This window comes from Candidatus Eisenbacteria bacterium (assembly GCA_016867495.1).
In the GTDB taxonomy this organism is placed as follows: Bacteria; Eisenbacteria; RBG-16-71-46; order CAIMUX01; family VGJL01; genus VGJL01.
In genome coordinates this window covers 20,733-35,926 of record VGJL01000011.1, presented here as the reverse complement: position 1 = coordinate 35,926, position 15,194 = coordinate 20,733, and the positions used below count along the sequence as shown (strand labels likewise).

The window sequence follows — 15,194 nt, the reverse complement described above, 5'->3', positions numbered from 1 at the left end:
CGTCTCTCGATCCGAGCCCGCCTCCGCTTCTCGATTCGAGCGCGCGCCCGCCTCTCGGATTGGAAATGCGTCGCGAGAGTCGACGACCAGATCCTGAGCGATATCGCGGAGAATGGAGTTGCCATTCGCCGGGATGCCGCCTTGACCGACCGGGACAAACCGCATCGCCACGGCGCCCGCGCCGCTCGAGCAGAGGCCAAAGAGGTTGACCAGGCCGTCGCAGGCCCGTTTGAGGTCGACGCTCTGCTCGAAGACGCGCGTCACGGCCCGGTGGTTGACACCCTCGCCCGTCTCGGCGGCGATCAGGACCACCACGTCGTTCGGGTGGACGTCAACGGACGTCACGGCGACGCTCATGCGGTCGGTGCTGCCCAGACCTCGCGTCTCGGCCCCCTCTACGCCCGCCTCGGGCTCGGGGCCAACCTGCTGCGCGCTTCCGTCGCGCAGGAGGAAGATCCAGCACCGTGTCGCTTTGAGGAAGTAGGTCCGTCCCTCCTCGACGACGGCGACCGCAAGCCGGACGCTGCGGGGCTCCTGCGCTCCGAGTTGATTCTCACGGAAGATCCGGGCGTGGGCCTGCCGCAGGCGGAGCAGGAGCGTGCGAACGCGCGGAGGCAAGCCAGAGCCTCCTTCAGTCCCGGCCCCCAGGCTGGCGTCGAGGTCGGCCAGACGCGGCTCCAGGTAGCGGGCGAACGAGGAGCGCGGCCGGGCGGCCGCGACGCATGCGATCACCTGCTCCGGGTCGACCCAGGAAATGTAGTCGCCTCCCTCGATTTCGGAGCTGGCGAGATCGATCCGCATCGGGACGGATCCGTCCGGTTGCTGGGTCATGAGGTTCCTCCCGCCCGCCCCTCGGCCGGAGATGGGGCAAGCAGAGGATGGTGGCGCAAGGGGAGTGCCAGCGCGCCCGGTCCGATCGCGGTCGGACCAACTGCGTTAACACATTGTCATGCTATTCGTTAGGAGGGCGACGACGAAAGGAGAGGCCAGTGCTTCCCCCCTTGGTCCTTGCGGAGCACGCAGGAATTGAGCAGACCCGGCCGTGCAGCGGCCAGTTTTGCGCCAACGCTCGGGATCGGGGCCTAGAAGCGGACTGAGGCGGAGACCCTGTGGGTGTCGCCCAGATCGTCATGAGGAAGGAAGGCATAGTCCCCGCCCATGCCTCGATAGCGGACTCCGGCTCCGGCGGTCCACTCCCCTGCGCTCGAGCCGACTCTCAAGGCCGCGACCCGCGCAAGCCAGTACTCGAATCCCGCCAGGAGGTCGAAGCCGATTCCGGGTCCGGTCTTGTCGATGCCTGGATCGCGAAGCGAGAACTGGCTCGCCGTCGCGCGACCATCGAAGGTGACCGGCATGTCGAGCGCCGCCGTGAGCTCCCCGCCGATTCCAGGGACCTGGCCTGTCCATCGCGAGCCGAGCGTGACGGACGGGTTCACCACTTCTCGAGTCCCCGTGTCCCATGAAACCTGCGTCGTCGTGATGTCGGAGAGCCTGAGACCAAGAGTGAGATCGCGCCTCGCCGCGCAGAGGAGGCCGAGGTCGACCCCCATCCCGAAAGAGGTGTTCTGGAGCAGCCCCTGCCGCACAACCTTGAGGTTCCCTCCCGCGCTCCACCGGCCGCCCATCGCGAGCGCGTAGGAGAAGAGGACTCCCCACTCGTCATCGCTCCCCTTGCGGAAGAGCGAGGGATCGATCTCGTCAGGATCGGCGCGCCCGTCGCGGTCGGCGTCGATCCATCCGTCTCGCGTGATCGGGATGTCGTCGACCCCGAAGCGGACCGCCGCGATCCCGACTGATGACCTGGGGCTCCCGCCCGCGTGCCAGAGAGGCTGGACATACCCGAAGAAGTCATGCGTCGCGAGCGAGCCGAACTGCTCGGCGTGCATGAAGAGAATCTCCGACTCCCCCATCCTCCCGAGACCCGCCGGATTCCAGTAGGCGGCCGATGCATCGTCGGCCACCGCGGTGAACGCCCCGCCCATGCCAAGAGCCCGGGCGCCCACACCGATCCGGAGGAACTCCGCCGCGTACTTCTCCCCCCCGGCAGGCGCGGCCAAGCAAGCCAGGCCGAGAGGCACGATCGCGGCGGCGAGGAAGGCCACTCGTCTGTAACGAGCATTCATCCGGATCTCTCCACGGGGCCGCTCCGGCGGCTAACCCCCATCCAAACCGGTCTGACCGCATCTGGGACGCTCGCTAAACACATCCGCTCCGCCTCAAGTTCCGAGAACACGGAATCTGGTATCGTGCAAGCTCTCCCCTCACACACGGACAGCGGCCTCTATTGAGAATTCTAAGGACGTCGCTGGCGCAGGTCAACCGCCCGGCCGAGCCGGAGGACGGTCTATCCCGTGCCCGGAGCCAGCCGGTCGCTCGAGCCCTCGATGCCCATCCGATGGTGCCAGTCGACGTACGAGGAGATGAACTCCCTATCGGCGGGTGACAGGCCGGTGAAGGCCGCGGCGACGATCCACCGGCCCTCCGGGGCGGCGTCCTTCTGGCACCTGACCACGATCGCCTCCGCGCTCACCGCGCGCGCCTCCCCGTTTCCGTATTCCGGGAATTCAAAACGAAGTGCGAGCTTTGTCATCGTCTGCATCGGCCGGTTCAGCCAGAAGCTCACCCCGCTGGCGCTGAAGTCAACCGTCTCGATCCTCGTCGCCGAGCCCGGATCGCCGAACTCGCTCACGATCCGAATCGCCGCCCGTCGGTGGCCGCGCCGCTCCATCTTTCCATCCCAGATCATCGCCGTCCTCCTCCCCCCCTGCGGGGTCGACGGACCGTCCTCTTGCTTTTGCCGGCAACGGACCGGCGGGACCGTCTTCCATCGCGACCAGGTTCCTTCTTGCGCACCCCGCTCTTCCCCGCGCGGCCGACCTGGGCGCCCATCGAACCCGCCGCGGCACCTCCTGCCCCCCTCCTCCCGCTGCCCGGACGATCGGGGAGGAGCCTGAAGTCGATCTGCCGCCCCCGCAGATCGACGCGCGCCACCTGCACGCAGACGCCGTCCCCCAGCCTCAGTTCCCAGCGGCTGCGCTTCTCCACGAAGGCCAGCCGGTCCTCGACCAGTCTCGCCCCCGCGTGCAATGTAGCACGGGGAACGAAACCCTCGACGGGAAACTCATCGAGTTCCACGAAGAGGCCCGAAGTCACCATCCCTACGACCCGCCCGCGAAACTCCTTCCCGAGTCTCGCGGCCGCCCACCGGAGGACCTTGAGTCGCACGATCTCCCGCTCAGCCCGCTCGGCGGTCCTTTCCGTCCGGCTGCAGGCGGTCGCAAGCGCTTCCGCCCTATCTCGCCATCCGGCCACTCGGGTCGCCCCGACGCGTCCCGGCAGCTCGTTCTTCAGCAGCCAGCGAACGAGGCGGTGATTGAAGAGATCCGGGTACCGCCGGATCGGCGACGTGAAGTGGCAGTAGCGATCGATGCCGAGGCCGAAGTGCCCCGTGTCGGTCGGCGAGTAGACCGCCTGCTTGAGGCTCCGCAGGAAGAAGCCATGGAGGATCCGTCGCATAGGGTCCTCAGGCAGACCCATCAGGAACTTGCGCAGGGCCGGGACGGTCTCCACGTCGCGGCCCGAGGCCCCCGGATAGAGAGTCAGCGCGATCTCCCCGAACTGCTCGAGGGCGCGCCGATCGGGCTCCTCGTGGACCCGGAAGAGAAGTGGCATCAATCGGTCGGCGACGAACCTCGCGACGGCTCGGTTCGTCAGGATCATGAACTCCTCGATGATTCGGTTCGTCTCCAGGGTCCGGTGGCGGCGGAGGGCAACCGGCATCCCGCCGCCGTCGAGCTCGACCTCCGTCTCGGGAATGGAGAGGTCGAATCCCCCCTCCGCGAGTCTCCGGCGCCGCAGCTTGGCGGCCAGATCCGCCATGATGGAAAGGGAGCGGCTTGGCTCGCTGTCATCCATCCCGTCATCGAGGATCGACTGGGCCTGCTCGTAATGCAGCCGCGCCTCGCTCCTGATCAGACCTTCCCGCAAGCGGACCGAAGACGGGGCCCCTTCCCCGTCGAGGTCTATCTCCGCGGTCAGGACCCTTCGATCGCAGCCCGGGGCAAGGCTCGCCGTCTCGTTCGATAGGACCTCGGGCAGCATCGGGATCACGCCTCCGGGGAAGTAGACGCTCGTGCCGCGCAACGCCGCCTCGCGATCGATCTCGCCCCCCTCCTCCACGAACCAGGAGACATCGGCTATGTGGACCTGCAGGTGATAGCCTGCGGCGCTCCTCTGGATGGAGACCGCGTCGTCGAAGTCCTTTGCCGTCTCCGGGTCGATCGTCAGCACGAAGCGGCCGCGATAGGCACAGCGGCGGGCCATCTCCTCGGGGTCGTCGCGGCGTGACACGGCGAGCGCCTCGTCGATGGCCGCGTCCGGGAAGCGCGTTCTCAGCCCGAAAGCCGTCGCGACGACCACGGCATCGAGGGCCGGGTCCTCCGCGTCGCCCAGCACTCCCTCGAATCGAGCGGCGAGCGTCCCTCCGGGCGCGCCCTCCGCCAACCGGAAGAGGATCTTCGTCCCCTCGACGATCCTCTGAGCTCCGGCCAGCAGGCGGATCCGGGGGGGCAGCACCGGCTGATCCGGAACGACGAACCAGCTCCGCGCCAACCTGACGGGGTTGCCCGTCATCAGGGGGCGCGTCCGCTCCAGAATCCGTTCGACGACCGCCTCGGAGCGAAAGTCGTGCGGCGATCGGCGCGTGAGCGTCGCTTCGACGCGGTCCGCGTGGATCGCGCCATGCAGATTCTCCTGCGCGATGAAGAGATCCTCTGCTCCTGCATCAGGGGTCAGGAAGGCGAAACCCTGCCGGGTGCCGCGCACGACTCCCGTGACCGTCGCCGATCGTCTCATGCAGGCATCCTCCCACGCCCCGAGAGGCATAGAAAGCTCCGAGGCCCGCTCAGGGGGCCTCGGAGCTTCATGCAGATCTCCACGCCCGGAAGGGTCGATCCGCTAGCGGACCCGCTTCTTGTGCCGATTCTTCCGCAGCCGCTTCTTGCGCTTGTGCGTCGCGATCTTCTTCCTCTTCCGCTTCTTTCCGCTCCCCATCGACCCTCGTTTCCTTCCCTTTCGTTTCGCGCCGCCATCCCCGCGTCGCGTACGCGGGCGCACCGCAGCGCCGCATAAAGACCTCCGGAGTGTATCAGCGCCCGAAAGCCTCTGTCAACGGCCCCGGATGAAGACCGATCTCTCCCCCCGGGGCCGCTCCGAGCGCCTCCATCGCAAGATCGGCACCCCGAACCCGGCTCACGTCCTGAGCCCAGCAGACCTTCGCCGCTACCGCCCTCAATGCCTGATCTGAACGTACTAGCGCAGCACGGCGAGCCGCTCGACCCGCTCCCTCTTCTCTCCCCCGGCGCCGCGAAGCTCGACCTTGTAGAAGTAGACGCCGTTGGCGAGCAGGTCGCCGTCGGCGTCACGCCCGTCCCAGTAGATCCCCTCCGACGACGCCTGCAGCGGGGCCAGTCGACCGACACGAAGATCCTGCACGGTCCTTCCGCTGATCGTGAAGATCCTGATCCCGATCTCCGCGCTCTGGGTCATGTCGATGAAGAAGGTCGTCGCTCCATCGGTCGGATTCGGCACGTTCCAGACCCGCGCGAGAACGAGATCCTCCGCCCCCGCCCCCTCGAGGAAGAACTCGACAGAGGCCGAGCCACCCTGATTGAGGTTGTCGGAAGCGCTGACCGTCAGCCGATACCCGCGCCCGGTCGGGAGCCAGTCCGGCAGCCGGAAGTCCAGCCGCCCTTCTTCGTACGATTCGGGGAAGCTGACGAGCGAAGAGAGATCCTCGACATGGACGAGCCTGCTTCCCTCATCGATCCGGGCGATGATGGAGCGACTCGGGACGAGCTGCGTGATGTTGATCCCGCTGCTGTCCGAGAGGGTCACGCGCCAGACCGCTCCGGGGGAGAGGCTCTCGAGATTCCCCTCTGTCTCGAGGACGATGCGCGGCCCTTCTCCATCCGCCTGGAGGATCGGCTCGTTCTCGAGGACGACGACCCCGTCCACTCCCCCCATGGCGAGCCTCCCATCGGCGGCCGCCGCGGAGGCATAGATCTGCGCGTATCCCTTCTGCCCGGAACGAAGCACCGCCGGAGTGATGAACGACGTCTCGAAGCGCCCCCCGCTCGCTTCGACCTGCAGCCGGAGAATGGAGGCGCCGGTCAAGTTGTACGAGAGGCGATACGTCAGATCGCGACACTGCACCGTCTCGTCGCGGGCGACCTCGGAGTCGTTGATCCGCAAGTCCACCCGCCCGGCGAAGTCCTCCTGCAGCCGGCCCTCCCCGTCGGTCACTTCCCCCCGCACGATCACCCGGGCCGCGCGCAGGATCGTGTCGGTCGCGGCCGGAGGGCTCAGCCGCTCGCTCTCGACGGAAAGGCGGATTGCGAGCGAGGGCACGGCCAGACGGATCGCCGGCTCGCCGAGGAGCGGATATCGTCGATTGTCCATGGCCGCCGCGCTGCCCATCCGCAGCTTGGCGCTGACAAGCGCCTCGCCGACGGGGCGCCGCCCGGTCGTGACGCGACCTGGGAAGAGCGCATCGAAGAACTGGCGGTTCAGCTCCGCGTTGGGCCCGGAATAGGCGACGGAGGTCGCGGAGAGGACGCCGATCGCCCCTCCCCCCGGCTGCTTGATCAGGGCCTCGCCCAGCCCATCCCCGGCCATGTTGAACTTGCCCACCGAGCAGGATGCCGTGAGGAAGAAGAAGAGGCGGTCGGCATTGGCCATGCTGCTGACTCCTGGGATCTCCAGGATCTTCTCGTCCGCCAGCTGGACATCGCTGCCGTGGCCGGTGTAGTTCACGACCAGCGTCCCGTTGTCGATGCTCCTGCGAAGGGCGCTCGCCGCGGCGGGCTTTCGGTCGTAGATGCACTCGGAACCGTACTCGTACAGGTAGATCCGGTCGCGCTCCAGGGCCGTCGGCAGTGTCGCGTCGGCCAAGCCCTCCGTCTGGTTCATGTGCGTGAAGACGAGCGGGTAGTCGCACTGCAGCCCCTGGCAGACATCGTCCGCGACGAGAGTGAATCGCTGCCGCCAGGCCCCCGGATCCTGGCCGGTCTCGTACGAGCGCACCTTCGCGACCAGATTCGATGCCGTGAGAGGCGTGTCGGCGGGAAGACGGCCGATGATCATCTCCGGCGTCGGGTCGGGGTGGGGATCGAAGAGAACGAACCAGTCATCCGAGGCGAACTGAGCCGAGTAGATCGAGCGGCGCAGGTTGGGGTCGAAGTATCCCTCATAGCTCGGGACCGTCAGGATGACTCCCTGCTCCAGGCGGTTGCGGAAGTCGTAGGCGGCGTCTCCAAGGAGCAGGACGTAGGAGGGAGAGTCGACCGGATCGCCGCCGTTCCAGCTCAGATAGGCATGGTGCAGGAAGTTGCGAATCGCCGTCGGGTCGATCCTCCCCGCCGAGAACTCGTCGTAGATGTCCTGCACATCGACGACGGCCACGCGGAATCCCTCTTCGGTGGGAGCGTTCACTTCGCGCCACGCCGCCAGGGAACCGGCCGACTCCATCTGGGATGCGTGGGCGATCAGGATGTAGTCGACAGGCTCGACCCGCTCCCGGAGGTATCCACCGATTGGAGCCGAGTCGAGCTCGATCGACGGAGCGCGGGCGCGAGCCAGGTCCACGAGGGCGATGTGCCGCTCCCGTTGGGCGTCGGCGTCCATGCCCCACCTGAGCCGGTAGGCCGTCGCGTCGGATACGAACCGCGGGAGGATCCGCGTCGCCTGAAGCGGGTCGGTCACATCGAGGAGAGTCGCGCGACTTGTGTCGGAAACTCCCGAGATCTCAAAGCCGACTCGCCCGCTCCCCGCCGCGACACGGAAGTCGAGGCTGTCGCCTCGCGCATGCAGGCGACGCGTGTAGTCGATCTCGAACCAGCTCAGATAGGACCGATCCTGCCGCACCACCTGCGGGTTCTGATCCTCCTTGTATGGGGCGATGAGGAACAGGTCGCGTTCCCCGGCGCCGAGATCGAGCCCATCGAGGGTCAGATCTTGATGAAACCTATCGTCCCATGCCACCTCGCTGGAGTCGGCGCCGACCACGATCCGCGCATAGTGGTCGCGCAGATTGGTCGAGTAGTCCCAGCTCGCGCCCCAGAAGCGGGCGAGCAGCCGCGCGCTGGTTCCGGCCGCCGGGTCGTCGAGACGGAAGCGGACCCGCGAGCGCCCGCCGCCCGCGGTCGCGATCAGCCGCAGCCAGTGCCACTTCTCCCAAGCGGGCAGCGTCTCCGGATAGGGAATGCCGCGAACCAGCAGCTCGCTGGGCTGGGGATCCCAGATCTCGTTCTGCTCGAAGTGGATTCGATGCGTCCCCTGTGTCGCAAGCTGCGACGGGTGGCTCGAGCCGTCCTCCGTCAGCCAGCGCCGGGGGGCGCCGCTGAACTCCCCCCAGGAGAGCCAATAGGTGTTGACGTTCGAGAACTCGTCGCTGCGATACCGCTCGTAAGGGCGATCCTCCAATCCGTAGTCGGCATACCAGCCGTCGGGACCGAGCCCGCAGAAGAGGATGCGATCCTGCGGGTCGAACACGCCATCCTCCCCCCCTTCGACGAGGACTGCGATCTCGTCCAGCCAGGCCGGAACCTCCAGGACCGACTTCGCCTCGGGCAGACTCACGCCCCTTCCCGTGAAGAGGCGAACGCGGGACGGATCGACGGCACCCAGATCGGAAAGGCCCGCGCCCTGCAGGGCGTTCCCCTCGATCGCGTACAGCCCCGCCGCCGTGACCTCGATCCGAAACCAGGGATTCGAGGTGGTCGAGAAGAAGTCGCCTCGCGGGCGCGGCCGCGGCGCATCGGCGCGGCGCCAGCCGCGGGCCTGCTCGTAGTTCAAGAGATGATCTCGGTAGATTCCCTCCCACGCGTCCCCAGGCTCAGCCCGGTCTTCTCCGCCGGCTCCCAGGAATCGAAGGCGCACCCGGACATCTCCTTCCCACGCGACGCCGGCCGCGCTCCTCACGAGCGGAGTCCAGACCACGGGGACGACCCGCTGGTTGCGCATCCACGTCGGATCCCCCAGGGAAACCGACGCCTCAGGGAGCGCGGCGATGGCGGGCGGAGGCAACCCGCCCGGGATCTCGACCGCCTGGCGCCGCAGCGGGGCCACGTCGATCGCGACGCTCCCCTCCCGCGGAATGCCAACCCAGAACGAACGGGCCGGAAGGAGCCAGCCCGTTCCGGACGAGACGAAACCGTCCGCTTCGACCCGAGGGGGACCGCCGTCGTCGCTCACTACTCGCAGCGCGGGCGGATCCACCCGCAGGACAAAGGCACACTCCCCCATCGGGCACGCTAGATCATCGACGCCTTCGAAGGCGCCGGCCGGGCCGGCCGTAAGGAGGGCGAGGGCGGCCGTCAGGGCCGGCGCTTGCCGCAAGGCGAGCGGAGTCCTGAGCGTTGCCTCAGGCATCTCCCGCCGCCCCCGCCGTGCCGGAGTCGAAGGGCTCCGCCTCGTCGATCAGCATGATCGGGATGTCGTCCTGGATCGGGTAAGAGAGCCGACAGGCGTGGCAGTGGAGCCTTTGGCGGCCTGTGTCGTACTCGAGCGCCCCCTTGCACTTCGGGCAGGCAAGAATGTCCAGCAGTTCCTTCGCGAGCATCCCGTCTCCTCTCCCGGCCGCAAGCGCGGCTCGAACTCAACCTAGCAACCACGCCCCTCAAGGTCAACGCGCCCTCCTCGTTCGGGGCGAAGAGAAGGGGTCAGCTCGTTTCGGCGAAGACCCCCATGCGCCTGTAGGCGGCCTGCCGATGTTTGATCATCTCGTCCGGGGCCAGCGAGGACAGTCTGCCGAGGCTCCGCCTCAGCTCGCCCCGCAGCGTCTCGCACATCGCCTCGAGATCTCGGTGGGCGCCGCCGAGAGGCTCCGGGACGATCCGAGTCACGACATCGAGAGAGGCAAGGTCCCGCGCGGTCAGGCGCAACGCCTCCGCCGCCTCCTTGGCCTTGGCCTGATCCTTCCAGAGGATCGCCGCGCACCCCTCGGGCGATATCACCGAGTAGATCGCGTTCTCGAGCATCAGCACCTCATCTCCCACGGCGAGGGCAAGGGCCCCTCCCGAGCCGCCTTCGCCGATCACGACGACAACGATCGGCACGCGGATGACCGCCATCTCGAGGATGTTCCTCGCGATCGCCTCTCCTTGACCTCGCTCCTCCGCGCCAACGCCTGGATAGGCGCCCGGCGTGTCCACCAAGCAGACGACGGGATTGCCGAACTTCTCCGCGAGGCGCATCAGCCGCAGCGCCTTGCGGTATCCCTCCGGGTGCGGCATCCCGAAGTTGCGGACGAGATTCTCCTTCGTGGTCCGCCCTTTCTGGTGTCCGACCACCATCACGGGGCGTCCCTCGAAGCGGGCGATCCCGCCCACAATGGCGCGATCGTCGGCGAAGCGGCGATCCCCGTGCAGCTCGACGAACTCGCCGAACAGCCGCTGGATGTAGTCCAGCGTGTAAGGACGCCGCGGATGCCTCGCCATCTGGACCTTCTGCCAGGGGGTCAGGCTCGCGTATGTCTCCGCGCGGAGACGCGCCGCCTCGGCCTCGAGGCGGCGCAGCTCATCCGATGTCTCCGCATCCCCCTTGTCCGACACCGTCTTGAGATCCTCGATCTTCTGCTCGAGCTCAATGATCGGCTTCTCAAAGTCGAGCCACCCCGTCTCCATCGCTCCTCCGGGCTACGGTTCCGCGATCACCACAAAGGCCGCGGATCGCCGGGCACGGTTGCCGGCACGATCCGTAACCTGCACGTCCCATCGATGTTGACCGCGCGCGAGCGGCTCCGCAAGGTCCACGGAGACGGCTCTCGACCATGGACTCCAGCTCGCCGGAACGCGATGCCCATCCAGGCGAACCTCGACGTCCCCCGGGAGAACCCCGGAGCCGTCCTCCCGGATCCGGGCGCTCATCCCGCTCAGCGGATGGGAGCGCCTCTCCAGATCCGAAGGCTCCATCGCGTAGATCCACGGCTCGGTCCGATCCTCGAGGAGGATCCACTCCTCGAGCTGATCGACGACCACGGCCACCTCGCTCCCAGTCCAGACGCCGCCGCGCACCTCCCATGGGCCACCGGTCTCCGACCGGCCAAACACCAGAAGGCGCCGGGCCTCTTCGGGGCTCGCCGGCGGGAGGGTCGGACGCAGGTTCAACCGGAAGGGGCCGCCAAGATCGATCCCCCGCGGCTCGATCGCGTGTCGGCGGCTGCGCGGGGCGAGCGTTTCCCGCTCTTCCGAGGGGGGAAGCCCGCGCATGGCCTCCTTGATCGGGCGCGCTCCTTCCTCCTCCGGTTCGCCGTCCTTCCACTGCAGCCAGACGGGTCCGAGGAAGGTGCCGGCATGGGCCTCCATGGTGAACGCGCCGTCCGGGCTCCTCCAGAGAAGATCGTCCCAGTCGTTCGCGGCGACGACGCCGGGAAGCCGCCACTCCAGCGTGTCGTCCTCGACGCGCAGCACGAAGCGCGGAGAGATCCCTCCCGCAGTCGCGGGCCCTTCACCGGCGAATCGCCACACAGCCGCTTCTCCGAGATCGGGGACGTCAAGGAGCGCGCAGGGCACGACCAGCCCAGGCAGGAGGAGGGCCGCCTCCGGCTCGCGATAGGAAAGGCAAGCGTCGCGGAAGCTCGCCATGAGCCACCGCGGCGCGACGGAGATCTCCGGCGGACCCACGGCGCCCGTCGCGCAGAGCCCGCTGGGCGCAAGGCTCAGGGGGGGACCCCAGACTTCGAGTCCACCGGGAGTGTGCACGCGCACCCGCAGTCCGATCGCTCCCGATGGGATCACGGCTGAGAGCTCTCCCAGATACCACCCTGAACCGATGTGGCCGAGGAGCGTCCTTATGGGGAAGCGAAGCCCATCCTCGGTCAGATCAACCCACAATCTGGTTCGCTCGAGGTCTTCGCCCCCGTGGGTCCGCAGATGAACGGCGATGTCCCACCCTCCCCTGCTCAGGGGACGGGCCATCCACTCGTCGACGCGCGGATTCGGCTGAACCCTCACCCCCACGGCCGCAGTATCGGCATTCCCCAGGGCATCGCGGCAGATGACTCGAATCCCGTGATCTCCGGCCGGCAGCTCCGTTCCGCATTGCAGCCATCCGCGTCGATCCCGCCCCTCTTCATAGAGCCGCTGAACGCTCGCGCTGAAAGGGCCCGGCTCGGGCGGCTCGGAGATCCAGGCGATCTCGCCGATCTCGGTTTCAAGGTCCCGAGTGAAGCGATGCGCGCCGTCCAGATCCAACAGAACGGCGGCGGGCAGCGTGCGCTGTCCCGAGATCTCGTCCCAGCTCTCGCACTCGATTCCGATGGGCCCCCAGAGAGAGGTCGCCGGCAGAAGCGACCGTCTCCCGTCGGCAGGCTGGATCGACTTGGCGCGCAGGCTCCCGTCCACCCGGGCGTCGGGTCCCAGCGGGACGAAGCGGATCGCGCCGATGCGCGGCCGTGAGGTGTCCGGCCAGGCAAAGCCGTGGCGCAGCGGGTCGACCAGAGAGCCGCCCAGACGCATCTCGACATGCAAGAGCGAACGGCCGTCGGCGGTCCGGCCCGTCCGCCCGATCCACTCTCCGCGGCGCACGGTGAAGGCGGTTGCCGGCGGCCTCCAGTCAATCTCCATGCGTCCCGACCTCCACTGCATCGCGCGGCAGGACTCCTCCAAAGCCGGCATGAAGGAGGACAGATGGCCATAGAGGATCTCTCGCCCGTCAGGAAGAAGCAGGTGCACGGCCTTCCCATGGCCGGATGCGCCGATCCGCGCACGCACGATCTCGCCGTCCGACGCCGCGGCAACCGGCAGTTCCCTCCCGCCGGTCAAAAGATCGATCCCCTGATGGAAGGTCCCCCCCGCGATCCTTCCATGAGTGGCCGAGGGACTGATCGCCTCCGGAAGGGGTCGCAGGAGCGCGGCTGGGGAGGCGCCGGCCACCCCGCATCCGACGGCGAGGGCCGCCATCAGCGGTGCGCATTGCCAAGTGCAAATCGATGGCCCCGCGATTGCATTCTGCGCCTGAGGCCTCGAGGGAGGCTCGGGTTTTGCACTCTCCTCTTGCAGGAACCGCCTCGACCGTCCGTGCCGCTTCAGCAAACGCCGCCTCCCGAGAATCCGTTTCCTGAGATACTGCCGAAAGATACCCGCTTTGACCGCCCTCTTGCGACGGCCTCTTTCTACCTCGCGCCGGAGCCTGTCGCGATGGCACGAGCAGCGGCCTCCGCGGCACGCCACTTGCAGCCAGCCGGGGCGAGTGCGGCTTCGGCGACAGGCAGGCCGGAGCAGGCCACAGACAGACTGGAAGGAGGCCCCTCTCATGCGCGAGCATCGTTATCTTGCGGGTTTGTCCCTGGCGGGACTGGCGATGGCCCTGGTGCTGTCGATCGCGGGGTGCGGATCCGACGATCGATCCAGCGTCATGGATCCTGTCGTCATGGACACTGCTCCGCCCGTGCCGCCGGCCGGGACGCAGCTCATGTGGCAGATGGACGGCAAGTTCGCCATCCGCTGGAACGCGAACAGCGAGCCGGACCTCGCCGGCTACCGAGTCTACCGCTATGAGCCCGATCCCGCGCGGATGAGCGCGTATGTCTGCGTCTCGGGCGCCGGACTGCTCGCGGGCCCCAAGATGACGATGGCGGCAACGCAGGGCACCGCCTTTACCCTGCGCGTCTCCGCTGTCGACCTGAGCGGCAATGAGAGCGCGATGGGCGAGAGCTGCAGCTTCACCTTCGCGCCTTCGACGACGCCCCCCATCGGCGAGGGGGAGCTTCCCGATGGCAGGGGCGGATCCGCAGAGCCCGGCTCCGGCGGCGGCAGCGAGCCGGCCGAGCAGAACGACCCGCACGGCAGAGGATAGTCAAGGCATAGACAGATGGGACGGGGGCTTCCTACCACCGTTCCGTGCAGGGGGCGCTGCGCCGGGGTTCCGTGGCGCCCCCCGCCTCTTTGCTCCGGGCCACTTGTGCCGGCCACCCGCAACGCCTAGACTGCGCCCATGCCGAACTCCCCGCCCCCAACGGATGACCCTCGCTCGCGGCTGATGGAGATCATACTGCGCCAATCCTTCCGGCGCGGTCGTTTTCAACTGGCCAGCGGCGCATGGAGCGACTACTACATCGACCTTCGACGGACGACCCTCGATCCCGACGGGCTGGTGGCGGCCTGCGCTCTCCTGGCTCCCCGGATCTCGGAGGCGCGCGTGGCCGCGGTCGGCGGGCCGACTCTCGGCGCCGATCCCCTGGTCGCCGGGCTCATGCTCGACGCGCGCGCGCGGGGGGAGACGATGCAGGGATTCCTGGTCCGTGGGGCGCCCAAGGATCACGGAGCCGGCCGACAAATCGAAGGACATTGCCCCGAGGGCGCGCGGGTCGCGATCCTCGACGATGTCGTGACACGCGGCGGATCCCTCATGCGATCGCTCGATGCGGTCCGGGCGGCCGGGGCGCTCCCGGTCATGGCGCTCGCGCTGGTCGACCGGGAGGAAGGAGGACCGCAGCTCTTTCGTGAGGCGGGACTCGACTTCTACGCCGTCTTCCGCGTGGGAGAGATCCTCCAGGCAGCCGAGGTCAGGGGAATCTAGTGGAGACCGCAGAGAGCTGTCCCTCGTGCGGCGCCCCGCTGCCTCCTTCCCGGTTCCCGCGCTGCACCGCGGACGCGATTCTGCTCTTCCCGGGGCGGAGAGTCCTGCTGGTCCGCAGGCGCTACCCGCCGATCGGCTGGGCCCTCCCGGGCGGTTTCGTCGAGGCGGGCGAGTCGCTCGAGGACGCATGCCGGAGGGAGATCGAGGAGGAGACGGCGATCGTGATCGAGCATCTGGAGCAGTTCCACACCTACTCGGATCCCCGCCGCGATCCGCGGCGTCACACGATCACGACGGTCTTCGTCGCTTCGGGGCGCGGCGATCCTCGAGCGGGAGACGACGCGGCGGAGACCGCCCTCTTCCCTCTCGCTGACCTGCCCGATCCGCTCTGCTTCGATCATCGTCGCATCCTCGACGACTACATCCGCGCTCGACGGCCATCCGATCCCCCCTCGGCATAGGGCGGTCCCCTTGTGGCGGCGACTCTCGCTTGCCGCAGCCGCCCGGCCGGCCTGAATCGTGGAGGCGCCCTGCATCGCCGCCCGCCCTGCCTCTCAGGCTCGGCTCGGCGCGTCTAGACGTCGCTTGTCAGGCGCGGCCAGACGCGCCTAGACTGA

At 68.0% G+C, this 15,194-nt stretch carries 11 protein-coding genes; 3 read left to right on the top strand and 8 right to left on the bottom strand.

Annotation, left to right across the window (positions count from 1 at the left end):
* From FJY88_03110 to FJY88_03075, 8 genes are all read right to left on the bottom strand, one after another.
* The coding region (locus tag FJY88_03110; protein ID MBM3286330.1) for a hypothetical protein at positions 1-831 on the bottom strand (831 nt) is incomplete at its 3' end.
* Positions 832-1,082: 251 nt separating this feature from the next.
* Positions 1,083-2,123, bottom strand: a complete 1,041-nt coding sequence (locus FJY88_03105) for a PorV/PorQ family protein (GenBank protein ID MBM3286329.1) — start codon at positions 2,121-2,123, stop codon at positions 1,083-1,085.
* Positions 2,124-2,344: 221 nt separating this feature from the next.
* Positions 2,345-2,746 (bottom strand): PilZ domain-containing protein, encoded by a 402-nt coding sequence (locus tag FJY88_03100; protein MBM3286328.1) that lies wholly within the window; start codon positions 2,744-2,746, stop codon positions 2,345-2,347.
* The gene (locus FJY88_03095; GenBank protein ID MBM3286327.1) at positions 2,743-4,884 is read right to left on the bottom strand and encodes a VacB/RNase II family 3'-5' exoribonuclease; all 2,142 of its coding nucleotides are present in this window, start codon (positions 4,882-4,884) and stop codon (positions 2,743-2,745) included. The genes FJY88_03100 and FJY88_03095 overlap by 4 nt, the downstream gene beginning before the upstream one ends.
* A gap of 426 nt (positions 4,885-5,310) precedes the next feature.
* Positions 5,311-9,429, bottom strand: coding sequence for a hypothetical protein (locus FJY88_03090; GenBank protein MBM3286326.1), 4,119 nt, complete (start codon positions 9,427-9,429; stop codon positions 5,311-5,313).
* Entirely contained in the window at positions 9,422-9,619 is a 198-nt protein-coding gene (locus FJY88_03085; protein MBM3286325.1) for a Trm112 family protein, read from the bottom strand. The genes FJY88_03090 and FJY88_03085 overlap by 8 nt, the downstream gene beginning before the upstream one ends.
* Positions 9,620-9,719: 100 nt before the next feature.
* Positions 9,720-10,682 carry an acetyl-CoA carboxylase carboxyltransferase subunit alpha gene (locus FJY88_03080; protein ID MBM3286324.1) on the bottom strand — a complete coding sequence of 321 codons (963 nt, stop codon included), beginning with the start codon at positions 10,680-10,682 and terminating at the stop codon, positions 9,720-9,722.
* A gap of 12 nt (positions 10,683-10,694) precedes the next feature.
* A complete protein-coding gene (locus FJY88_03075; protein MBM3286323.1) occupies positions 10,695-12,932 on the bottom strand; it encodes a M23 family metallopeptidase in 2,238 nt (745 codons plus the stop codon).
* Between the two features lie 379 nt (positions 12,933-13,311).
* Here FJY88_03075 and FJY88_03070 point away from each other — a divergent pair, with 379 nt between their 5' ends.
* The 3 genes from FJY88_03070 to FJY88_03060 all read left to right on the top strand — a co-directional run bounded on the left by FJY88_03070 (position 13,312) and on the right by FJY88_03060 (position 15,038).
* Entirely contained in the window at positions 13,312-13,854 is a 543-nt protein-coding gene (locus FJY88_03070) for a hypothetical protein (protein MBM3286322.1), read from the top strand.
* A gap of 138 nt (positions 13,855-13,992) precedes the next feature.
* Entirely contained in the window at positions 13,993-14,577 is a 585-nt protein-coding gene (gene pyrE, locus FJY88_03065) for an orotate phosphoribosyltransferase (GenBank protein MBM3286321.1), read from the top strand.
* Positions 14,578-14,615: 38 nt separating this feature from the next.
* The gene (locus tag FJY88_03060) at positions 14,616-15,038 is read left to right on the top strand and encodes an NUDIX hydrolase (GenBank protein ID MBM3286320.1); all 423 of its coding nucleotides are present in this window, start codon (positions 14,616-14,618) and stop codon (positions 15,036-15,038) included.
* Positions 15,039-15,194: the final 156 nt, after the last annotated feature.

Excerpts from the sequence above, each read along its gene's own strand:
- FJY88_03105 (MBM3286329.1), bottom strand. The coding sequence starts at position 2,123 with ATGAATGCTCGTTACAGACGAGTGGCCTTCCTCGCCGCCGCGATCGTG.
- FJY88_03100 (MBM3286328.1), bottom strand. The coding sequence starts at position 2,746 with ATGATCTGGGATGGAAAGATGGAGCGGCGCGGCCACCGACGGGCGGCG.
- FJY88_03095 (MBM3286327.1), bottom strand. The coding sequence starts at position 4,884 with ATGCCTCTCGGGGCGTGGGAGGATGCCTGCATGAGACGATCGGCGACG.
- FJY88_03090 (MBM3286326.1), bottom strand. The coding sequence starts at position 9,429 with ATGCCTGAGGCAACGCTCAGGACTCCGCTCGCCTTGCGGCAAGCGCCG.
- FJY88_03085 (MBM3286325.1), bottom strand. The coding sequence starts at position 9,619 with ATGCTCGCGAAGGAACTGCTGGACATTCTTGCCTGCCCGAAGTGCAAG.
- FJY88_03080 (MBM3286324.1), bottom strand. The coding sequence starts at position 10,682 with ATGGAGACGGGGTGGCTCGACTTTGAGAAGCCGATCATTGAGCTCGAG.
- FJY88_03070 (MBM3286322.1), top strand. The coding sequence starts at position 13,312 with ATGCGCGAGCATCGTTATCTTGCGGGTTTGTCCCTGGCGGGACTGGCG.
- pyrE (MBM3286321.1), top strand. The coding sequence starts at position 13,993 with ATGCCGAACTCCCCGCCCCCAACGGATGACCCTCGCTCGCGGCTGATG.